We start from the raw sequence: 21,369 nt of genomic DNA on the forward strand, positions 1-21,369 counted from the left end.
AACTTCTCCACTTTCGTGAGCTGCGTTAACACGATCCCAAGCTTTTATAACTCTTGCTTTTTTGTGTGATAATACTAATTGACCAGTACTATCTTCTCTTTTGTCTACTAAAACTTCTACTTTATCTCCAACTTTTAAGTTTGGATTGTAACGAAATTCGTTTAACGAAATAACACCTTCAGATTTTGAATTGATATCAATAATTGCTTCACGATCAGTTTTTCTTACAACCAATCCTTCAATTACTTCACGTTCTTTAACCATACCTAAAGTACCATCTAAAGCAGTTTCAAATGCTTTAATGTTCTCTTCGTCAATTAAATCAATTCCTTCTTCGTATTTATGCCAATTAAAATTAGCTAAAAACTCTTCTGGGTTTACTTTTTCAACTTTTGGAGCTTCTGCTGCCGTTGTTGCTTGTACTTCAGTAGCTTCTACTTGCTCTTCAGTTTTTTTTGTTTCTTCAGACATATGTGCTGATGATAATAATTTGTATCTTATTGTTATTCAGATTTTTGAACGATAATAACGCTAAGAGATTATTTATATAAATTTTTATTTAATTCCTTTTTAAATCTGTCATCGTAAAAAGGCGTGCAAATTTAGTGATTTTTTTTAATTAACAAAAAGAAAATGAAGCAATTAAACATTAAAACTCAATTATTTTCTTAAATAGAAGTAAAAAGTACAATAATTTCAATCTATTTATTGCATAAAAAAAGACTGTTTAAAAAAAATTAAACAGTCTTTTTTTATCAATTTTAAAACTAACAAATTATAAATTTATAGTTTGCTAATTGTAATTTATAGTTAGTTTCCTTTTTGGTAATCTGCTAAAAATTGAGCCAAACCACTATCGGTTAAAGGGTGTTTTAATAAACCTTTTATTGATGATAAAGGACCTGTCATAACATCAGCACCAATTTTAGCACAATCAATTACGTGCATTGTATGGCGCACTGAAGCTGCTAATATTTCGGTTGCAAAGCCATAATTGTCATAAATTAATCTTATTTCTGAAATTAAATGCAATCCATCTGTAGAAATATCATCCAATCTTCCAATAAACGGAGAAACATATGTTGCTCCAGCTTTTGCTGCTAATAAAGCTTGACCTGCTGAAAAAACTAAGGTTACATTGGTTCTAATTCCTTTATCTGAAAAATATTTACACGCTTTTACACCATCTGCAATCATTGGTAATTTTACTACAATTTGAGGATGTAACGCAGCTAAAGCTTCACCTTCTTTTACCATTCCTTCAAAATCTGTTGCAATTACTTCTGCACTTACATCACCATCAACAATATTACAAATGTCTACATAATGTTTTAAAATATTATCTGCACCTGTAATTCCTTCTTTAGCCATTAATGATGGGTTTGTAGTAACACCATCTAAAACACCTAATGCCTGTGCTTCCTTAATTTGTTCTAAGTTAGCTGTGTCAATAAAAAATTTCATTTAAGTTGTATATTTAATTAATATTGAATTATTTATTCTTTGCAAAAGTAATGAAATGATTATAATTTGTAATGATTCATTAATAACTTTTCATACATCTTATCTGGTAATACTCTTTTTAAGAAAATAGAAAATTTTTGCATAAAATCTCCAACCTTATAGTGTACTTTAGGATTTGGGGTATTTATTATTTTATAAATAGCTTCTGCCATTTCTATAGGATTACTACCGGCATCTACATGTGCATCCATTAAATCTAAATTTTCTTGATATACCTTTTTATAGGCTGAATTTTCAAATACTGGGGTATGATATCTTCCTGAAGCAATATTTGTAGCAAAATCTCCTGGAGCAACGTTAGTAACTTGTATTCCAAAGTTTTTAACTTCCATTCTTACTGCTTCTGTTACCAATTCCAAAGCGCCTTTTGTAGCTGAGTAAATACCTCTAAAAGGCAAGCCCATATAACCTGCTATAGACGTTACATTAATAATTAAACCACTTTGTTGTTTTCTCATTTGTGGTAAAACCGCTTTCATTACATCAATAGCTCCAAAAAAATTGGTATTAAAAACGTTGCGCATTTCAGCAGTTGGCGTATCTTCTATGGGGCCAGTAATTCCCATTCCAGCATTATTTATTAAAATATCTATCTTTCCTTCTAAAGTAATTACTTCTTGTATAGCCTTTTGAATGCTTTCTACCGAATTAACATCTAAAGCAACAATTTTAAAAGGGTGATTTTTAATTTTTTTAGGATCTCTACTTGTTCCATACACAATAAATCCTTTTTGGGTTAAAAATTCACCAACAGATTTTCCAATTCCCGATGATCCACCAGTAATTAAAACTACTTTATTCATTTATTAAGTTATAAAATTTGAAAGCTGTAAAGTTAATTAAAAGTTGAAAGGTTGAAAGAAGTAAGGGTTTATTTGTTGCTTATTTAATTGAATACGAACTTAAAAAGCTACAAGTCAATAACTTAAAAAAATGTAAAATTAAAATCTGAAGTTTTTTTAATACAACCTTTAAAAAAGGATTTAGGATAGAAAAAAATTTAAAATAAGAGCATAAAAAAAGGCAAGCTACCTACATCACACCGCTACGACCATTTACCTTTGCTGCGTTCCCGCCCTGGAGGATTCAACAGGAGCTGGTTGTGTAGGACTTGCCCGCGGCAAAAATACAATCATTTTTTAGTTTACACAATCATTTTTTTTATATTTTTATGTAACATTTTTAAAGTTCTGTTTACTAATATTTTAGTGCAAACAATCAATAAATATTAATTAATCCATACTATACTTAATAGGTATTAGTATATTTGTTCATTAAAAAAAACCAAACAATCATGGAAAATCAAAAATCATCATCAAAACAAATAATGTTAAACTACGGTTTTATATTAGCAGTTGCTTCTATTTTAATTGCTGTATTAAATTTTGTTTTTGGAAATGTGTATAAACCTCATTGGAGCATTTCTATAATTTCTATAATGGCTACAATTGCTGTTATTGTATTAGCCTTACAAGCATTAAAACTAAATAATGGTGGTTATTTATCCTTGGGTGAATCATTAAAAACAGGTTTAGGAATTGCTTTAATTTCTGGTATTATATATGTATTGTACAATTATGCATTTACAACTATTATTGAACCAGATTACTTTAAAAATTTAGCTAGCGTGCAAGAAGCTGCCATTATTGAAGCATATCCAAATATGAGTGATGAGCAATTAGAGGGAGCTTTAGAAATGTCTCAAAAATTCTCTGGAATTGGAATGATTTCAGCAATAATTATAATAATGAGTCTTTTCTCTGGGTTTATTGTTTCTTTAATTGCCGGTTTAATTATGAAAAAAACAGAAGAAATAGATTAAAACATAGTATAAATGGATATATCAGTAGTTATACCACTACTTAACGAAGAAGATTCTTTAAACGAATTACACGATTGGATTGCAAAAGTTATGCAATCCAATTGTTATTCTTATGAAATACTTTTTATTGATGATGGTAGTACAGACACTTCTTGGAATGTTATTAAACAACTTTCATTAAAAAATCCAAATGTAAAAGGTATTAAATTTCAAAAAAATTACGGAAAATCACAAGCTTTAAACGCTGGATTTAAAGTAGTAAAAGGTGATGTTGTAATTACAATGGATGCTGATTTGCAAGACAGCCCAGATGAAATTCCAGATTTATATAATTTAATTATTAAAGAGGATTTCGATTTAATTTCTGGCTGGAAGAAAAAACGGTACGATTCTAAAATCAGAAAAAACATTCCTTCAAAATTATTTAATGCAGCAGCACGTAAAACATCTGGATTAAAATTACACGACTTTAATTGTGGATTAAAAGCCTATAAAAATGAAGTTGTAAAATCTGTTGATGTAAATGGCGAAATGCACCGTTATATTCCTGTATTAGCTAAAAATGCCGGTTTTAATAAAATTGGTGAAAAAATAGTAGTACACCAAGCCAGAAAATATGGAGTTACTAAATTTGGAATAGATAGATTTATTAACGGTTTTTTAGATTTAATTACCATTTGGTTTTTATCAAAATTTGGAAAAAGACCCATGCATTTATTTGGCCTTTTAGGAACATTTATGTTTTTTATTGGCTTTTGTTTTGCCCTTTATTTAGGAATAGATAAACTATTTTTTAATCCATTTGGAAGATTAATAACAGAAAGACCTCAATTTTATTTAGCATTGGTTACCATGATAATTGGTACGCAATTCTTTTTAGCAGGTTTTTTAGGCGAAATAATTTTAAGAACAAAGTCTGACACAAAAAGATATTCAATTTCAAACCAAATAAACTTATAACGATTTAGTAAAAAGTGTTTATTTTTACAATCAATAACCTTATTTTTGTAACATAAAATATTTTATTATACATGACAACAATTTTAGAAAAAGCGCAACAATGGCTAACTAGCACATTTGATAAAGAAACACAAGCAGAAATTCAACATTTAATTGATACAGATCAAAACCAATTAACTGATAGGTTTTATCAAGACATGGAATTTGGAACAGGCGGAATGCGTGGTGTTATGGGTGCTGGAACAAACAGAATTAATAAATATACTTTAGGTAGAGCCACTCAAGGTTTATCTAATTACTTATTAAAAACATTTCCAAACAAACAATTAAGTGTTGCTATAGCCTTCGACTGTCGTCATAATAGCCAATCATTTGCAAAAATTGTTGCTAATGTATTATCAGCAAACGGAATAAAAGTATTTTTATTCGAAAACTTACGTCCTACCCCAGAATTATCTTTTGCAGTTAAACATTTAGGTTGCGATGCAGGAATTGTTTTAACAGCTTCTCACAATCCACCAGAATACAATGGTTATAAAGTATACTGGAACGATGGCGGACAAATTGTTCCTCCACAAGATGGTGAAATTATTAATGAAGTTATTAGCTTAAATTTTTCAGAAATTAAATTTGAAGCAAACGAAAGTTTAATTGAAGTTATTGGAAAAAATGTTGATGATGCTTTTATTGATGCTTCTGTAAAAAACGGAACATTTAATACAAAAGGAAGAGAAAATTTAAAAATAGTTTTCACATCATTACACGGAACTTCAATTACTGCAATACCTGAAGCTTTTAAAAGAGCTGGCTATACCGATGTAAATATTGTTGAAGAACAAAGAGTTCCAAACGGAGATTTTCCAACAGTAAAATCACCAAACCCAGAAGAACCAGCTGCATTAAAAATGGCTACCGAATTGGCAAATAAAGTTGGGGCTGATATTTTAATTGGAACCGATCCCGATTGTGATAGATTAGGAATTGCCGTTCGTGATTTAGAAGGAAACATGAAATTGTTAAACGGAAATCAAACCATGTGTTTAATGACCAACTTCTTAATTAAAAAATGGAAAGAAGCAGGAAAATTAAATGGTAAACAATTTGTAGGTTCTACTATAGTTTCTACAAACTTGGTAAACGAAATTGCTGACAGTTATGGCGTTGAAACCAAAGTTGGTTTAACAGGTTTTAAATGGATTGCCAAAATGGTACGTGAAGCTGAAGGAACCCAAGATTTTATTGGTGGAGGTGAAGAAAGTTTTGGATATATGGTTGGAGATTTTGTGCGTGATAAAGATGCCGTAACAGCTACTTTATTAGCTTGTGAAATTGCAGCTGATGCAAAAGCAAATGGAAGCTCTATGTATCAAGAATTATTACAAATTTATGTTGATAATAATTTTTACAAAGAACATTTAATTTCTATTGTTAAAAAAGGAATGGATGGCGCGGAACAAATTAAACAAATGATGGTTGATTTACGTGAAAATCCTATTGCAGAAATTGGCGGATCAAAAGTAAATTATGTATACGACTACCAAAAATCTACTTGTACAGATTTATTAGCAGGAACAACTTGTGCTATTGAAATTCCAAAATCTAACGTATTAATTTACGAAACAGTTGATGGAACAAAAGTAGCAGCAAGACCAAGTGGAACAGAACCTAAAATTAAATTTTATTTTAGTGTAAGAACAGCCTTAGATTCAGTTGAAAATGCAAAAAAAATTGAAGCCGAATTAGATGCTAAAATTCAACAAATTATTGTTGAAATGAAATTAAACTAAATCAAGTTTCAGTATAAAACAATTGCTGAAACACAAATGTTCAAAATAGTGAACTAACGGAATGTTAAATCTGTAAATAATATGGTAGTTAGCAAAAAGTCCCAATAGTTCTCAAAATGAACAGTAAAAAAATAAATAAAACACATGAAATATTTTAAACAAATATTAGTGTATGCAAAGCCGTATAAAATATACGGCTTTTTCAACATTATTAGTAACGTACTTTACGCCCTATTTGGCACGTTAGCTTTTGTAAGTTTAATGCCAATGCTAAAGGTTCTTTTTAAAAGTGCTGAAGCTATTAATGTTAAACCAACATACCAAGGCATTTCCAAAATGGGTGATTATGTTGAAAATTCCATCAATTATTTTATAACTATAAAAATAAACAATGAGGGTGAACTATCTGCTTTGTTGTTTATGATTACAATTATTATTAGCACCTTTTTATTGAAAAATATTTTCAATTATTTAGCAATGTATTTTATTACTTTTTTAAGAAATGGTGTTTTAAAAGATGTACGAAACGATTTGTATGAGAAAACTGTTGATTTACCGCTTGCCTATTTTTCTGAAAAAAGAAAAGGAGATATTATAGCAAGAATATCAACAGATGTATTAGAAATTCAACATTCTTTCTTATCTATTTTAGAATTAATTGTTAGAGAACCTTTAACTATTTTATTTACGGTTTTTGCTATGTTAGCTTTAAGTCCGCAGCTAACATTATTTGTCTTTATTTTTATTCCAATTGCAGGGTTTGTAATTTCTTTGGTTGGTAAAAAATTAAAAAAACAATCAGATAGCGTTCAAAAAGAACAAGGCCACTTTTTATCAATTTTAGAAGAAACTATTGGTGGATTACGTGTAATTAAAGGTTTTAATGCTGAAGGCTATTTTAATGGAAAATTTAAAGAATCAACAACACGTTTCTACAATTATTCCAACACTTTATTAAACCGACAAAATTTAGCATCTCCACTAAGCGAATTTTTGGGAATTGGTGTTATTGCTATTTTATTATTATATGGTGGCTCACTTGTGTTAGTTGATAAAAGCTTAGCTCCAGATGCATTTATTGTGTATATAGGACTTGCCTACAATATTTTAACACCTGCAAAAGCAATTTCAAAAGCGATGTATGGCGTTAAAAAAGGTGATGCTGCTGCAGAACGTGTATTAGAAATATTAAATACAACATCTCCCTTAGCCGATATACCAAACGCACTTGTAAAAGATAGCTTTAATTCAACTATTTCCCTAAAAAATGTTTCTTTTAAATACCAAGACGACTATGTTTTAAAAGATTTTTCATTTGAAATACCAAAAGGAAAAACCGTTGCTTTTGTTGGACAATCTGGAAGTGGAAAATCTACCATTGCAAATTTATTAACACGTTTTTACGATGTTAACGAAGGTAGTATTGAAATAGATGGTGTTAACATTAAAGATATTACAAAAAAATCATTACGTAATTTACAAGGCTTGGTTTCTCAAGATTCAATTTTATTTAATGATACAATTAAAAATAATATTTTATTAGGCCTTGAAAACAAATCTGACGATGAAATAATGGAAGCTGCTAAAATTGCAAATGCACACGAATTTATTAAAGATTTACCAAATGGGTATAATTTTAATATTGGCGATAGCGGAAACAAATTATCTGGTGGACAAAAACAACGTTTAAGTATTGCACGTGCTGTGCTTAAAAATCCGCCAATTATGATTTTAGATGAAGCAACCTCAGCGTTAGATACGGAATCGGAAAGATTGGTACAGGATGCATTGGAAAAAATGATGCAAAACAGAACTTCTGTGGTTATTGCACATAGGTTATCAACCATTCAAAAAGCTGATATTATTGTAGTACTTCAAAAAGGAAAAATTGTAGAACAAGGAACCCACAATGAACTAATTGAAAACAATAATATTTACAGAAAATTGGTTGAAATGCAAACACTTTAAATAAATTAAAAAATAAGAAATAAAAGTTTTAAATGGTGATTCTGAACTTGTTTCAGAATCACATATTATATTCTTCTACTGATGATAAGACCCTGAAACAAGTTTAGATTGACGGAATCCTATTCATTATTTTTTACAAAATCACAACAACTATTTTCAATTGATAATTTTTAATTTTCAATTGATTTAAGGCCTAATTTCTCTGCACGTTTCAACATAAATTCATAAGCCGCATCGTACTCATTTGGAATTTCACCTTCTAAAATAGCTTCCTTAATTGCGTCTTTTATTTGCCCAATTTCACGGCAAGGTTTTAAATTAAATGTTTCCATAATTAATTCACCCGAAATTGGTGGTTGAAAATTACGTACGTGATCGCGCTCTTCTACTTCTTTAATTTTAGTACGAACTATTTCAAAATTTTGATGGTAACGTTTAAAACGTTTTGGATTTTTAGTAGTAATATCGGCTTCACACAAAGTCATTAAACTCTCAACATCATCACCTGCATCAAAAATTAATCTTCGAACAGCAGAGTCCGTTACTTCGGTTGCTAACACAATTGGCCTAGAACTTAGCAATACCATTTTTTGAACAAATTTCATTTTATTGTTCATTGGCATTCGCATTCGCTTAAAAATTTTATACACCATTTTAGATCCCACAAACTCGTGTGCATGAAAGGTCCAACCAATAGTTTTATGAAACTTTTTAGTAGGTGCTTTTCCAATATCATGAAACATTGCTGCCCAGCGCAACCAAACATCATCTGTATTTTTAGCTATGTTATCTACAACTTCAAAGGTATGATAAAAATTATCTTTATGTTTTTGTCCTTCAACCTCTTCTACTCCTTTTAAATTGGTTATTTCTGGCAAAAAACGCTCTAATAAATTGGTTTCATCTAATAAAATAAACCCAACGGATGGCACATCAGAAAGCATAATTTTATTCAACTCATCAACAATACGTTCACGTGTTATAATATCTATACGTTCTGCATTTCTAGAAATTGCTTCTAAAGATTTTTTTTCAATTGTAAAATTTAATTGAGTAGCAAAACGAATAGCTCTCAACATTCGTAATGGATCGTCGGAATAAGTAATATCTGGATTTAATGGTGTTCTAATAATTTTATTTTTTAAATCCTCCATTCCATTAAACGGATCTAACAAGGTTCCAAAATCGGATTTATTTAAACTAATTGCCAGTGCGTTAATAGTAAAATCTCTTCTGTTTTGATCATCTTCTAAAGTTCCATCTTCAACCTCTGGATTTCTACTATCTTCAGTATAAGATTCCTTTCGTGCACCTACAAATTCAACTTCAATATCATCAAAACGCAACATGGCAGTTCCGTAGGTTTTAAAAACCTGAACTTTTGGATTGTTCGGTAATAATTTAGCAACTTCATTTGCTAAATCAATTCCACTACCAACTGCAACAATATCTATATCTTTTGGAGTTCCTCTTTGTAGAAAAAAATCACGCACAAAACCACCAATTACATACGTTTCTAAGTGTAAATTTTCTGCTGCTTTTGAAATGTACTCAAAAATTGGGTGTTCTAATGCGTTGTTATAGGTGTTATTTAATGTCATAAATCCTTTTTAATCAACTAAAGCTTACCATTATTGGTGTAACACCAGCAATGGTTGAACGTCATTCTGAACTTGTATCAGAATCGCATAAATTAAATTAATAATTATGTTGTGAGCCTAAACAAGTTTAGGTTAACGAAACTTCAATTTTAAATAAACTCTTTTGTGTTTAAATTACTAATTATGGACGAAGTACTACAATTTCACCGTTTTCATCTACTTTTAAAATTGTTGATGATTTTTCGCTTACCACTTCGCGGTGCAAATCTACAATATAGTCTGCGCTATCCAAAATTGCTTGTTCTATTTCTTCAAAACTTTTTGGAGTTGGATGCCCACTAATATTTGCTGAAGTTGAAACAATTGGTTTTCCGAAAGCTTTAATTAATTGCTTGCAAAAATCATTTTGAACAATTCTTATTGCCACAGTATCATCAATTGCTACTACATTTTTTGCTAAACCCGTTGGGTTGTTATAAATAATTGTGGTTGGATGAATTGTTTTTGAAAGTAATAATATAATTTCCTTAGGTACAGGTGGAATATATTTTTGAAGCATCTCAATAGAATCTACCAAAATAATTAAGCTTTTACTCTCTGCTCTATGTTTTATTTTAAAAACTTTCTCAACCGCATTTTCGCTAGTAGCATCGCAACCAATACCCCAAACAGTATCTGTTGGATATATTAACACCTTATTTTCTTGAAGAATTTTAAGGCTCTTTTTTAATTCAGTTTCAACCATCTTTTAATCAATTCAATTTTTATTATATAACCCCAACGTTTTTTTAAAATCTTTAAAATAACATTCAAACAATGAATCAATCCTATTATATAAACTTTTCAAAACCCACTTTTTAACTGGTTTTACATTGCTAATTAGTTGATTTATTTTATTTGATGCAATATTAAAATTAATTAAAATTTTTGGATCTACATTTCCATAACCAGTAAATAAATTAACTTTATTTGAGGAATGCACTACACAAATCCACAATCGTTTATTTGTAATTCTAACAATATTCTTCTCATATTTCCAAGCCCCATGTTGACTTCTAAACCATACACTTTTAAAGTTATCCTTTTTTTCGATTAAGGAGATAAAAGGATTGTATAATTGCTTTTTTAAGCCAATATGAACTTTTTTACCAGTTTGTAAAGTATAACCATCAATCAAATCAATTGCCAGGTGATTTTGACAATCAAAATAACTTTGAATTACCTGAACGTAATCTTTATGTAAACAATCATCATTATCCAATCGAGAACTTATAATATATTGTTTATCATCTAGTTTCTTAATGTTTTTAATGATTTCAGGTAAAAAATTATTCATTCCATCTATAAAAAAAGGAACAAAATTATTGAAAGATTTTTGAAACTCCTCCACCTTTCTTTTATAACTATCTGGTGTACTAATATCAAAAAAAACAAGCCATTTAAAGTTTTGATTTGTTTGATTTTTTACGGAGCTAAAACAATAGTTTTCAAATAACTCGAAACGCTCTTTTAGCCAAGAATCAGACAATACTTTTTCGTTGTTTTTAGTTGTTGTCCAATCGTCTTTTCTAAGGTTAAACCTTGTAATTATATAATGTTGAAACATTTTATTATTGATATCATATACATAAAATCAAGCTAAATTTATTACATATTCAAACCTAATTTACTGTAAATTATTATTATTTCTTAAAATTTAAAGTAATCCATTTTTTTCATCATTTTAAATTTCCTAATCAAATTATAGGGTTTAGATTTTAATTGTGTTTGATCATTATTGCTAATAAATGCTTCCACAGCGCTAATAACCCTTTCACTTGATTTTCCATCAAAATAAGGGTGTTCTTTTAAAACAAAACTTTCAATTTTATTGGTCAATTCTTTTGGGTACGTTAATGCATACTCAATACTTTCTTTAATTTCCTTGGCATTTAAAACATTTACAAAACAATCTTTTGGTAAATTATTTCTAAATGTAATTACTGGTTTTTTTTGAATAATAAACTCAGTAATTATAGAAGACGTATCCGTTAACATTACATCTGCCCTTTTTAAAGGTTCTAAATTTTCCAGAAAAGGAATGTAGGTTACATTTTGATAGGTATCTAATTTTTGAAACTTTTTAACAATTTCAGAACTCATTTTTGGATGTAAATTTATAATCCAATTCCAATTTTCTGACTTAATAATAGTTTCAAGTTCATTAAAAACCTCATTATTATGTGCCAAACTTAATCTTTCTGTAAAAGTAGATGCAAAAAATATGGTTGGCTTATGCTTTTCTTTTTTTTCTTCAATAGGAAATAAAACATCTACTTTAGACCAACCTGTTTCAACAACTTTAAAATGTTTATGCTTATTAGCTAACTCTTTAAATGTTTCTGTTGTTGATGGACCTTGAGTGCAATATAAATCGAAAAAACCTCTTATTCTAAAATGGCCTTTTTCTTTACTTCGTTTATTTACGCTAAAACCGTGAAATAATTGCACTTTAATTCCTGGAAAAAAATGAGGAACCTCATTACTTGCAGCCAAAACTGCATCAGGTTTAAATTCTAAAACCTCTTCTACTGTATTTAATAAAACCTCCGTAGGTAATAACTTTCTTTTACTTTCTTCAATTTCTACAAACCATGCAACTTTATAACCTCTTTTTAATATTTCTTCTTGCAAGGGTCTTGCAATAGGAAAGCCATAGTCGTAAGATACATAAAGTAAAAATTTCATTCTGATTTTTTTATTAAAACGCAAAAATACATTTTTTTAGTACATTCTATATATTTTAAAAAAAAAGCATCATAACAATTATGATGCTTTTTCTATTTTATAAGGTAAATATTTATACTGCTACGTTATTTTCACGTAATGCATCGTTTAATGATGTTTTTTTATCAGTACTTTCTTTTCGCTTACCAATAATCATTGCGCAAGGAACATAAAATTCTCCAGCAGGAAATGTTTTTTTATAACTTCCCGGAATAACCACTGAACGCGCAGGTACAACTCCTTTATATTCTACCGGACTATCTCCTGTAACATCAATAATTTTAGTACTCATTGTTAAAACTACATTAGCTCCTAAAACGGCTTCTTTTTCAACTCTAACACCTTCTACAACAATACAACGAGAACCAACAAAAACGTTGTCTTCAATAATTACTGGTGCAGCTTGTAAGGGTTCTAAAACTCCTCCAATTCCTACTCCACCACTTAAATGTACGTGCTTACCAATTTGTGCGCAACTACCTACAGTTGCCCAAGTATCTACCATAGTTCCTTCATCTACATAAGCTCCAATATTTACATAACTTGGCATTAATATTGTTCCTGCAGAAATATAAGAACCATGACGTGCAACTGCATGAGGTACTACTCTAATTCCTTTTTCTTGATATCCTCTTTTTAATGGAATTTTATCATGGTACTCAAAAATACCAACTTCAATAGTTTCCATTTTTTGAATAGGAAAATATAAAACTACTGCTTTTTTAACCCATTCATTTACTTGCCATCCATCTTCAATTGGTTCTGCAACACGCAGTGTTCCTCCATCTAATAAATTTACAACTTCGCGAATTGCGTTTTGTGTAGCTTCTTCTTTTAATAATTCTCTGTTTTCCCAGGCGTTTTCAATAATTTTTCTTAGTGCTTCCATTCATTTAAAATTCTATGAATGGCAAATATAAAATTTATAAAAGATTTTCTAATTCAAAATTCCTAAATTTGCACAACTTTACTAATTCTGTTAATATTTTGGCACGTATTTTAGCTTTTGATTATGGTGAAAAAAGAACTGGAATTGCAGTAACTGATGATTTTCAGATTATTGCATCTGGACTTACTACTGTTGATACTAAAAAAATATTTTCGTTTTTAACCGACTATTTAAAAACAGAAACTGTTGAATTATTTGTTGTGGGCGAACCAAAACAAATGAACAATACGGTTAGCGAAAGTGAGGCGTTAATTTCTGTTTTTGTTACTAAATTAGGTCAAACGTTTCCTAAAATTCCAATTAAAAGGGTTGATGAACGCTTTACCTCTAAAATGGCATTTCAAAGTATGATTGATAGTGGTTTAAAAAAGAAACACCGTCAAAATAAAGCTTTGGTTGATGAAATTAGTGCTACTTTAATTTTGCAAACTTATTTACACAATAAATAAAACGGATTAATGGCTACTTTTTTATTTATGAATGTTATAATAAACATTCTTAATTTTTAATTGAAGCCAAGTAAAATCTTTATCATCTAATTTCCAAGTTACATTTAAAACTACAGGAATTTTAATTCCATTAATAACGTTACTTTCAACAGCTTCAACACTCCACTCTTTTGGCTCAACATCATGTAAATCTTTATATCTAAAAGTGCTAAACTTTTTGAATTCACCATTTTTATTAAAGAAAAAAGTTCCAGAAGTTGTAATATTATTTATTGAAATAGTAGCCTTTGCGCTGCTTTCATCTATATATTCCCAAGAAATATAAGAACTTAACACTGCCGAAGGAAACCAAACAATTTCTGCCAAAAATCTTTGGAGCGTTGCTTCATTAATTTTTTTATTATTTTTTACATTCACAATTGGTATAAGTGAACCTAATTTTATAACCATTTCACCACTTTCATTTTCTAATTTATCTCTTCCTTTAATTTTTATAAAAGAATTCATATCCATATCAATAACCCAATTAAAAGCTGCTGGAGAGATTGTAAAATACTGCTGAGCAATAGCTTTATACCATTTTTTTTGATTTGGTTTTAGTTTTATTAAAACTTCTTGGCTTAAATACACGCTTTTAATTTGAAGCCGATTATTTACCCCACAATGTATTAACCATTTTTGAACTGGAATTGGCAAATCTTCAATTAATTGTACGCCTATTAATTCTTTTTGATTTGTTTCTATGTTTGAAAGCATTTGTGCAACTTCCCTATTCACTTGCTTTGAAAAACTAAAATTTCCGTAAGCAAACATACAAGCAAGCAATATAATTAGGTTTAGAATAGTTCCAAATTTAGCTTCGTTCCAAAAAAAAGCTATAATTATTTGAGAAACTACTACAGAAAGCATTCCAAATAACCACCAATAATTGCTTTTAAATAACAATAAAAAGGTGGTTATTAAGAATAAAATAACTGCTATTAGCCAGCATATACCAAAAGTTTTAGATATTGAAAGGCTTAATGAATTGATTTCAATAATTTTAAAGGCTTTTAAAAAACCTAATGCGTGAATTAACGCGTGTATTACAAGAAAAATAGCAACCAAAATTCTCATTGCTTATAAACTTTTACATGTTCTCTGTTACACGTTGATAATGCCAATTTACATCTGGATTTCTTTTTCCATTTTTTGTGTAATATCCTGTAATTACATTGTTATCAGAAGAAATGGTGTAATGATACATATATCCTAGATCTATAGTTTTCCCATTTAAAACAGATGGAAACACTTTAAAATTCATTTGTCTGCCTTCAAAGTATCCTTCACCTTTATAGGATTTCCAAATTTTTGTATTGATATCTATCCAAGAAATAACAATAACAAACCTATTTCCTTCTTGCCAAATATTTAACCTATCATCTTCATCTCTTGCTCCACGATGCGCCCAACTTCCATAAACATTAATTGGCAAGGCTTCTTGTGTTGTTGTTTTTATAGTTGAACTATTAGAACTAATTTTGGTTCCATTCCACCTTTTTGATGGTGTAGCATTGCTATACCCATATTTTCCTGTAAATGCAGAAAAATCGGAATTAAAAATAAATTCAAACTTTCCCGTTTTATTGCTTCCGCTATTGCTCCAAGTACCTACAAGTTTATTTCCGGTTAAAATTGCGTCAATTTTTCCATTACCACCTTCGTAAGTTCCGGTAACTCTATTGCCATTTTGTTGTAAAGTCATTTCTCTGTAGTCTGTTTTATAAACGCCAGCAACATTATTTAAAATGGTTTCTACTTCGGTATTAACAACCTTTACATTTGATGATTTTATTTTGGTTCCATTCCACCTTTTTGATGGTGTAGCATTGTTATACCCATATTTTCCTGTAAATGCAGAAAAATCGGAATTAAAAATAAATTCAAACTTTCCGCTTTTATTGCTTCCGCTATTGCTCCAAGTACCCTCAAGTTTATTTCCGGTTAATATTGCGTCAATTTTTCCATTACCACCTTCGTAAGTTCCGGTAACTCTATTGCCAGTTTGTTGCAAAGTCATTTCTCTGTAGTCTGTTTTATAAACGCCAGCAACATTTTGTGAAAACCCTACGAAACTAACAAAAAACGTAACTAGCAAAATAATTAGATTTTTTTTCATGTTCTAAAAATTAATGCGTTTTAAAAATGCTTACTCTATCGATTTTCAGCTTTCTTCTCGGCTACTCAATTTATTAATGTCGAATTTCACTTTCACATTTTTCGACGTTGGGTGTTTAACCCTTTAAAACAATCGGCTTTTTTAAAATTAGTTATACCAGTAGGGTTATACACTAAAATTTAAACAAAAAATAAGAGATATAGTAAAAAGTGAGGTTGTTTTACCTATTAAATTTAATAAAAAAACATGATAAAACCTTGTAAATTAACTTATTTGACTCTCAAATTATAAATAAAAACCTAATTTTATTATACAATTTTAACTAATTAATTAGGTTATAATCAGAAATTCTATCAAGTTTTATAAATTTTTTTGCCTTTCATCAAACAAAATATAAACTGCAACTTCAAAAGCATTTACACCATTTAAGAGTGCTATAATTGTTCAAAAAAAACGAATATTGATGTTTATTTGAAAATTTTCACATTCAATAAACTATTCAAAAAGAAATTTAATTATTTTTAGTTTTAACGAAGAATAAGGCGCGTATTTAAAATTGGCTTCAAACCAAAATGGTTTCTCTAAAATACTTTTAAAATGTGTAAAAGAATCAAACCCTGCTTTGCCATGATAATTTCCAATTCCGCTTAAACCAACGCCACCAAACGGTAAATTACTATTAGACAAATGCATAACACTATCGTTAATTGCACCTCCTCCAAAAGAAAGTTCTTTTAATAATTTTGTAACCACTTTTTTGTTTTTAGAATAAATATAACACGATAATGGTTTCGGTTTTTCTTTTACCTTTTGTACAACTTCATTTAAATTAGTAAATGAAATAACTGGCAAAATTGGACCAAAAATTTCATCTTTCATTATTTCATCATCAAAAGAAATAAGATGAAGTATTGTTGGACTGATAAATCGAGTTTCTGCATTTAAAGTTCCTCCAACAAAAACCTTTTCATTATCAATTAATTTACTTAATCTATCAAAGTTTTTAGCATTAATAATTCTAACATAATTTTGTTCAATATCATTTTTAAAATTAAAACTTTGTTCTAACTCCAGCTTTAAAGCTTCTAAAAAACGAATTTCAATAGATTTCTCTACCAAAATATAATCTGGAGCCACACAGGTTTGTCCTGCATTTAAAAATTTTGCCCACACAATACGTTTAGCTGTCATTTTAATATCTGCATCTGCTAGCACAAATGTTGGACTTTTTCCACCAAGTTCAAGAGTTACTGGTGTTAAATTTTTTGCGGCTGCCTGATAAATAATTTTACCAACTGGTGTACTTCCTGTAAAAAATATTTTATCAAACCGATGTTCCAAAAGTTCTGTTGTTTCTTTAACACCACCTTCTACAACACAAAAGTAATTACTAGGAAAATTATCACTAATTATTTTTGCCATTACTGCAGATGTTTTTGCAGGCAATTCACTTGGTTTTAAAACAACTGTATTTCCGGCTGCAAGTGCTGTTATTGCCGGATTTAACGAAAGCTGATATGGATAATTCCAAGCTCCAATAACTAGGGTTACACCTAAAGGTTCTGGAATTATATAACTTTTTGCAGGAAAATTAGCTAATCCGGTGGAAACTCTTTTTATTTTACTCCATTTGCTGCAATTTTTTATAAAGTTGTTAATTTCATGATATACCAATGCCAATTCCGAAACATAGGTTTCAAATTCCGATTTTCCAAAATCATCATAAATTGCTTTAAATAAAATGGGTTCATTTTCTTTTAGAATCTGTTTTAGCTTTTTTAATTGTTCAACTCTAAAACTAACATCTTTTGTTTTGTTAGAATTAAAAAAAGCCTGCTGTTCTTTTACTATTTCCTTAATTTCCATTGTTAATTATTTAAAATCAAGTGGGTTTTTAGCATACATTTTTTTCTCTCTTTTACTAAACTCTTCAAAAAACAAAGCTTCATCAAATTCAACCACATAATCTTTAGATCCTACTAATTGCAAACCACCTTCTTTACTAAAAAAATAAGGATTAATATGTTCACTCTGACTTTCAGATTTTAAATTAAGGTTTTTTAATTCATTAAAATCAATTTCTTTTAAAAATGAAACATCAAAATACAACCTATACAACTCATTATCAAACAATTCTAAAACCCCTAATTTTGATTGCGGATACACCGTTTGTCCTAATTTTACAGTGATTAAATCTTTATTAAAACCAATATATCGTGCAACGGTTCCATCATCATGTTCCACCACTATTCTATTTAATTTACTTGTATACGTATAATCAAATGTTTCTGGTTTAAAATCGTCCTTTATTTCAACCACAATACCCTTTCGCATACAATAAATAGTGTCCGCATTTTTTCTATTCACAATAAAAGATTTCCAATGGCTATCTTTTTCAGCATCAAAATACTTTTCAGACAACTGTGTGCTTTCCAAAATTTTAACAGAGTCCCCTTTTTTAAAAGGAAGAATGTATAAAAAAGATTCATTAACTTTAGGATTAGGGTTTCCTCGAATAAAAGAATAAGTATACGAAAAATTAATATTTAACTCTTTATTAATAGGACTGAGTTTTAATAAATTTCCTGTAGTATTTTTTATAACACCTTCAAATTTAGACGGATAACAATTTTCTAATTGTGTAAAGTTTACTTTTAAATAATAACTTCCGGGAACATTTTTAGAATATGAAATATCAACTGTTTTATCTTGTTTCCGTTCAGCTTTTACAGTAATCTCACTGTTTTGAGAGATTAATTTGTTATTAATACCAATTATTGACAATAGAATTATTAGCCAACTTCTTATTTTTTTCATAGCGTTTTATTTTGGAGTTTGAATTCTAAAAAAAATATTTTCATTAAAATTCAAACAAATTTTAAGGTTTAAATTTAATTAAAAAAGTTATTAAATTATGGCATAACACATAAATTTTATGGCATTTATCAAATAACAATTCTTAACATTTTATTATTCATATATTCTTTCGTATTTTTGCAAACCAAAAAAAAGAATATGATTTTACCTATTGTGGCATACGGAGATGCGGTTTTAAGAAAAGTTGCTGTTGATATTGACAAAGATTATCCAAATTTAAGCGAACTTATTGAAAATATGAGAGAGACTATGGTTAATGCACAAGGTGTTGGCTTAGCTGCTCCACAAATAGATAAATCTATCCGCTTATTTATTGTAAATGCTACACCTTTTGGTGAAGATGAAGATTTAAATGAAGAAGAACGTACTTTTTTATCTAACTTTAATAAAGTATTTATAAACGCTAAAATTTTAAAGGAAGAAGGTGAAGAATGGGCTTTTTGCGAAGGTTGTTTAAGTATTCCTGATATTAGAGAAGATGTATTTAGACAAGAAAAAATTACTATTGAATACTTAGATGAAAATTTTGAAAAACATACCGATGTTTTAACTGGATTAGCTGCTAGAGTTGTACAACATGAGTACGACCATATTGAAGGTGTTTTATTTATCGATAAAATTTCATCATTAAAAAAACGATTATTAAAAAAGAAACTAGAAAATATTTCAAAAGGAAAAGTAAATTCTGATTACAGAATGGTATTTCCTTCAATAAAAAGAAAATAAAGCCCCATAATCCTCGAAAGAGAAATAATTATAAGTTAAAAAAAATACTTAACGTTTTAAACGTTTAAATAAAAAAATAATAAATAAATGGAATTAAAAAACATTGTTGCCATAAATGGTAAACCAGGATTGTTTGAAATTAAAGCACAATCTAAAAGCGGTATTATAGTAGAATCATTGCTAGATGGTAAAAAAACACCTGTTACAGCTGCTCAAAACATAAGTGCATTAAATGAAATTGCAATTTATACTTATGAAGAAGAAATTCCATTACGTATTGTTTTTAAAGCTATTGCTGAAAAAGAAAATGGTAAAGAAGCTTTAAGCCCAAAAGAAAGTGGTAAAGTTTTAACTTCATACTTTAGAGAAATACTTCCAAATTTTGATGAAGAGCGCGTATACGCTTCAAACATTAAAAAAGTATTACAATGGTATAATTTATTAGCTTCAAAAAATTTCGATTTTTCTACTATACAAGAAGTTGAAGAAGAAACAACCGAAGAATAATGCATACTAGAGAACAGCAACTTCAGGCATTTGGTCGTTTATTAGACATTATGGATGAGTTGCGTTCTAAATGTCCTTGGGACCAAAAACAAACATTTCAATCACTTCGGCATTTAACTATTGAAGAAACCTATGAATTAGGCGACGCTATTCTTAATAATGACTTACAAGAAATTAAAAAAGAATTGGGTGATGTTTTATTGCACATAGTTTTTTATGCTAAAATAGGTTCTGAAACAGATGCTTTTGATATTGCTGATGTTGCAGAATCAATTTCAGAAAAATTAATTTATCGTCATCCGCATATTTATGGTGATGTTGAAGTGGAAAATGAAGAACAAGTAAAACAAAACTGGGAAAAACTAAAACTAAAAGAAGGAAAAGATTCGGTTTTAGAAGGTGTGCCAGTTTCACTACCAGCAGTTGTAAAAGCAACTAGAATTCAAGATAAAGTTGCTGGTGTTGGATTTGATTGGGAAGAACCTCAACAAGTTTGGGAAAAGGTACAAGAAGAATTAGCAGAATTAAATGCCGAAATTATAAAAGGAAATACCGATGCTATTGAAGCTGAATTTGGCGATGTTTTATTTTCACTCATCAACTATGCTCGCTTTATAAAAGTAAATCCTGAAAATGCTTTAGAACGAACCAATAAAAAATTTATAAACCGATTTCAACATCTTGAAAAAGAAGCTAAAAACCTTGGTAAATCTTTACACGATATGTCTTTAACAGAAATGGATGTATTTTGGAATGCGGCTAAAAAAATCTACAAATAATTTAGTATATTAGTTTATCAAAATTAACTTTTATGCAAATTAATGCACAAACACCAGAAGAGTATATCTCTAAAATTCCTGCAGATAGAATTCCTTATTTTAATAAATTAAGACAGACTATTTTAGAAAATATACCAAAAGGTTTTGAAGAGCAAATGAACTATGGAATGATTGGTTATGTTGTACCAAAAAGCATTTACCCTAAAGGTTATCATTGCAATACAAATTTACCTTTACCTTTTGCAAGTATTGCATCACAAAAAAATTTTATTGCGCTTTATCATTCAGGTATATATGCAAATAAAGAAATTTATAACTGGTTTACTGCCGAATATCCAAAACATTGCAAACGTAAATTAGATATGGGTAAAGGCTGCATTCGGTTTAAAAAGCCAGAAGAAATTCCCTTTGAATTAATTGCAGAATTACTAAAAAAAATAAGTGTACAAGATTGGATTACCATGTACGAAATAACAATTAAACGATAATTTTAAAT

General features: G+C 29.1%; 21 protein-coding genes and 1 other RNA gene. 9 read left to right on the forward strand and 13 right to left on the reverse strand.

Going from position 1 to position 21,369, the window contains the following annotated elements; genetic code table 11:
* The 4 genes from ABY298_RS05990 to ffs form a co-directional block, all read right to left on the reverse strand.
* Positions 1-471 (reverse strand): S1 RNA-binding domain-containing protein (locus tag ABY298_RS05990; RefSeq protein WP_372745100.1); only part of this gene is annotated, 471 nt, incomplete at its 3' end.
* Positions 472-810: 339 nt separating this feature from the next.
* Complete coding sequence (gene fsa / locus ABY298_RS05995) at positions 811-1,464, reverse strand: fructose-6-phosphate aldolase (RefSeq protein WP_372745101.1); 654 nt, start codon at positions 1,462-1,464, stop codon at positions 811-813.
* Between the two features lie 59 nt (positions 1,465-1,523).
* Positions 1,524-2,327 (reverse strand): SDR family oxidoreductase, encoded by an 804-nt coding sequence (locus tag ABY298_RS06000; protein WP_372745102.1) that lies wholly within the window; start codon positions 2,325-2,327, stop codon positions 1,524-1,526.
* Between the two features lie 215 nt (positions 2,328-2,542).
* Positions 2,543-2,641, reverse strand: an RNA gene (gene ffs, locus ABY298_RS06005) — signal recognition particle sRNA small type.
* 177 nt (positions 2,642-2,818) lie between these two features.
* Here ffs and ABY298_RS06010 point away from each other — a divergent pair.
* From ABY298_RS06010 to ABY298_RS06025, 4 genes are all read left to right on the forward strand, one after another.
* On the forward strand, positions 2,819-3,346 hold the full coding sequence (locus ABY298_RS06010) for a DUF4199 domain-containing protein (protein WP_372745103.1): 528 nt from the start codon (positions 2,819-2,821) through the stop codon (positions 3,344-3,346).
* Between the two features lie 12 nt (positions 3,347-3,358).
* Positions 3,359-4,306 (forward strand): glycosyltransferase family 2 protein, encoded by a 948-nt coding sequence (locus ABY298_RS06015; protein ID WP_372745104.1) that lies wholly within the window; start codon positions 3,359-3,361, stop codon positions 4,304-4,306.
* 71 nt (positions 4,307-4,377) lie between these two features.
* Entirely contained in the window at positions 4,378-6,093 is a 1,716-nt protein-coding gene (locus tag ABY298_RS06020) for a phospho-sugar mutase (RefSeq protein WP_372745105.1), read from the forward strand.
* Positions 6,094-6,237: 144 nt separating this feature from the next.
* Positions 6,238-8,061 carry an ABC transporter ATP-binding protein gene (locus ABY298_RS06025; protein WP_372745106.1) on the forward strand — a complete coding sequence of 608 codons (1,824 nt, stop codon included), beginning with the start codon at positions 6,238-6,240 and terminating at the stop codon, positions 8,059-8,061.
* A 170-nt stretch (positions 8,062-8,231) separates the two neighbouring features.
* Here ABY298_RS06025 and ABY298_RS06030 read toward each other — a convergent pair whose 3' ends face one another.
* The 5 genes from ABY298_RS06030 to ABY298_RS06050 form a co-directional block, all read right to left on the reverse strand.
* Positions 8,232-9,662 carry a CCA tRNA nucleotidyltransferase gene (locus tag ABY298_RS06030; RefSeq protein WP_372745107.1) on the reverse strand — a complete coding sequence of 477 codons (1,431 nt, stop codon included), beginning with the start codon at positions 9,660-9,662 and terminating at the stop codon, positions 8,232-8,234.
* Between the two features lie 181 nt (positions 9,663-9,843).
* Positions 9,844-10,407: an L-threonylcarbamoyladenylate synthase gene (locus tag ABY298_RS06035; RefSeq protein ID WP_372745108.1), complete on the reverse strand. Its 564-nt coding sequence runs from the start codon at positions 10,405-10,407 to the stop codon at positions 9,844-9,846.
* Positions 10,408-10,419: 12 nt separating this feature from the next.
* On the reverse strand, positions 10,420-11,268 hold the full coding sequence (locus tag ABY298_RS06040; RefSeq protein WP_372745109.1) for a glycosyltransferase: 849 nt from the start codon (positions 11,266-11,268) through the stop codon (positions 10,420-10,422).
* Positions 11,269-11,351: 83 nt separating this feature from the next.
* Positions 11,352-12,389, reverse strand: coding sequence for a UDP-N-acetylglucosamine 2-epimerase (locus ABY298_RS06045; RefSeq protein WP_372745110.1), 1,038 nt, complete (start codon positions 12,387-12,389; stop codon positions 11,352-11,354).
* Positions 12,390-12,501: 112 nt separating this feature from the next.
* The gene (locus ABY298_RS06050) at positions 12,502-13,317 is read right to left on the reverse strand and encodes a 2,3,4,5-tetrahydropyridine-2,6-dicarboxylate N-succinyltransferase (protein ID WP_372745112.1); all 816 of its coding nucleotides are present in this window, start codon (positions 13,315-13,317) and stop codon (positions 12,502-12,504) included.
* A gap of 98 nt (positions 13,318-13,415) precedes the next feature.
* On the opposite strand from ABY298_RS06050, the gene ruvX reads away from it, so the two are divergent.
* A complete protein-coding gene (gene ruvX / locus ABY298_RS06055) occupies positions 13,416-13,826 on the forward strand; it encodes a Holliday junction resolvase RuvX (protein WP_372745125.1) in 411 nt (136 codons plus the stop codon).
* Between the two features lie 21 nt (positions 13,827-13,847).
* Here ruvX and ABY298_RS06060 read toward each other — a convergent pair whose 3' ends face one another.
* The 4 genes from ABY298_RS06060 to ABY298_RS06075 form a co-directional block, all read right to left on the reverse strand.
* Complete coding sequence (locus ABY298_RS06060) at positions 13,848-14,942, reverse strand: DUF6544 family protein (RefSeq protein ID WP_372745113.1); 1,095 nt, start codon at positions 14,940-14,942, stop codon at positions 13,848-13,850.
* Between the two features lie 13 nt (positions 14,943-14,955).
* On the reverse strand, positions 14,956-15,984 hold the full coding sequence (locus tag ABY298_RS06065; protein WP_372745114.1) for a hypothetical protein: 1,029 nt from the start codon (positions 15,982-15,984) through the stop codon (positions 14,956-14,958).
* Positions 15,985-16,479: 495 nt separating this feature from the next.
* A complete protein-coding gene (locus ABY298_RS06070; RefSeq protein ID WP_372745115.1) occupies positions 16,480-17,850 on the reverse strand; it encodes an aldehyde dehydrogenase in 1,371 nt (456 codons plus the stop codon).
* 6 nt (positions 17,851-17,856) lie between these two features.
* A complete protein-coding gene (locus ABY298_RS06075; protein WP_372745116.1) occupies positions 17,857-18,801 on the reverse strand; it encodes a hypothetical protein in 945 nt (314 codons plus the stop codon).
* A 198-nt stretch (positions 18,802-18,999) separates the two neighbouring features.
* On the opposite strand from ABY298_RS06075, the gene def reads away from it, so the two are divergent.
* From def to ABY298_RS06095, 4 genes are all read left to right on the forward strand, one after another.
* Positions 19,000-19,587, forward strand: coding sequence for a peptide deformylase (gene def, locus ABY298_RS06080; protein WP_372745117.1), 588 nt, complete (start codon positions 19,000-19,002; stop codon positions 19,585-19,587).
* An 87-nt stretch (positions 19,588-19,674) separates the two neighbouring features.
* Positions 19,675-20,094 carry a DUF5606 domain-containing protein gene (locus tag ABY298_RS06085; protein WP_372745118.1) on the forward strand — a complete coding sequence of 140 codons (420 nt, stop codon included), beginning with the start codon at positions 19,675-19,677 and terminating at the stop codon, positions 20,092-20,094.
* Positions 20,094-20,873, forward strand: coding sequence for a nucleoside triphosphate pyrophosphohydrolase (gene mazG, locus ABY298_RS06090; RefSeq protein ID WP_372745119.1), 780 nt, complete (start codon positions 20,094-20,096; stop codon positions 20,871-20,873). The genes ABY298_RS06085 and mazG overlap by 1 nt, the downstream gene beginning before the upstream one ends.
* A 32-nt stretch (positions 20,874-20,905) precedes the next feature.
* Positions 20,906-21,361, forward strand: a complete 456-nt coding sequence (locus ABY298_RS06095) for a DUF1801 domain-containing protein (RefSeq protein WP_372745120.1) — start codon at positions 20,906-20,908, stop codon at positions 21,359-21,361.
* The last annotated feature ends 8 nt before the right edge of the window (positions 21,362-21,369 follow it).

This window comes from Lutibacter sp. (genome assembly GCF_041596795.1).
GTDB lineage: Bacteria > Bacteroidota > Bacteroidia > Flavobacteriales > Flavobacteriaceae > Lutibacter.

Excerpts from the sequence above, each read along its gene's own strand:
- fsa (WP_372745101.1), bottom strand. The coding sequence starts at position 1,464 with ATGAAATTTTTTATTGACACAGCTAACTTAGAACAAATTAAGGAAGCA.
- ABY298_RS06000 (WP_372745102.1), bottom strand. The coding sequence starts at position 2,327 with ATGAATAAAGTAGTTTTAATTACTGGTGGATCATCGGGAATTGGAAAA.
- ABY298_RS06010 (WP_372745103.1), top strand. The coding sequence starts at position 2,819 with ATGGAAAATCAAAAATCATCATCAAAACAAATAATGTTAAACTACGGT.
- ABY298_RS06015 (WP_372745104.1), top strand. The coding sequence starts at position 3,359 with ATGGATATATCAGTAGTTATACCACTACTTAACGAAGAAGATTCTTTA.
- ABY298_RS06020 (WP_372745105.1), top strand. The coding sequence starts at position 4,378 with ATGACAACAATTTTAGAAAAAGCGCAACAATGGCTAACTAGCACATTT.
- ABY298_RS06025 (WP_372745106.1), top strand. The coding sequence starts at position 6,238 with ATGAAATATTTTAAACAAATATTAGTGTATGCAAAGCCGTATAAAATA.
- ABY298_RS06030 (WP_372745107.1), bottom strand. The coding sequence starts at position 9,662 with ATGACATTAAATAACACCTATAACAACGCATTAGAACACCCAATTTTT.
- ABY298_RS06035 (WP_372745108.1), bottom strand. The coding sequence starts at position 10,407 with ATGGTTGAAACTGAATTAAAAAAGAGCCTTAAAATTCTTCAAGAAAAT.
- ABY298_RS06040 (WP_372745109.1), bottom strand. The coding sequence starts at position 11,268 with ATGTTTCAACATTATATAATTACAAGGTTTAACCTTAGAAAAGACGAT.
- ABY298_RS06045 (WP_372745110.1), bottom strand. The coding sequence starts at position 12,389 with ATGAAATTTTTACTTTATGTATCTTACGACTATGGCTTTCCTATTGCA.
- ABY298_RS06050 (WP_372745112.1), bottom strand. The coding sequence starts at position 13,317 with ATGGAAGCACTAAGAAAAATTATTGAAAACGCCTGGGAAAACAGAGAA.
- ABY298_RS06060 (WP_372745113.1), bottom strand. The coding sequence starts at position 14,942 with ATGAGAATTTTGGTTGCTATTTTTCTTGTAATACACGCGTTAATTCAC.
- ABY298_RS06065 (WP_372745114.1), bottom strand. The coding sequence starts at position 15,984 with ATGAAAAAAAATCTAATTATTTTGCTAGTTACGTTTTTTGTTAGTTTC.
- ABY298_RS06070 (WP_372745115.1), bottom strand. The coding sequence starts at position 17,850 with ATGGAAATTAAGGAAATAGTAAAAGAACAGCAGGCTTTTTTTAATTCT.
- ABY298_RS06075 (WP_372745116.1), bottom strand. The coding sequence starts at position 18,801 with ATGAAAAAAATAAGAAGTTGGCTAATAATTCTATTGTCAATAATTGGT.
- def (WP_372745117.1), top strand. The coding sequence starts at position 19,000 with ATGATTTTACCTATTGTGGCATACGGAGATGCGGTTTTAAGAAAAGTT.
- ABY298_RS06085 (WP_372745118.1), top strand. The coding sequence starts at position 19,675 with ATGGAATTAAAAAACATTGTTGCCATAAATGGTAAACCAGGATTGTTT.
- mazG (WP_372745119.1), top strand. The coding sequence starts at position 20,094 with ATGCATACTAGAGAACAGCAACTTCAGGCATTTGGTCGTTTATTAGAC.
- ABY298_RS06095 (WP_372745120.1), top strand. The coding sequence starts at position 20,906 with ATGCAAATTAATGCACAAACACCAGAAGAGTATATCTCTAAAATTCCT.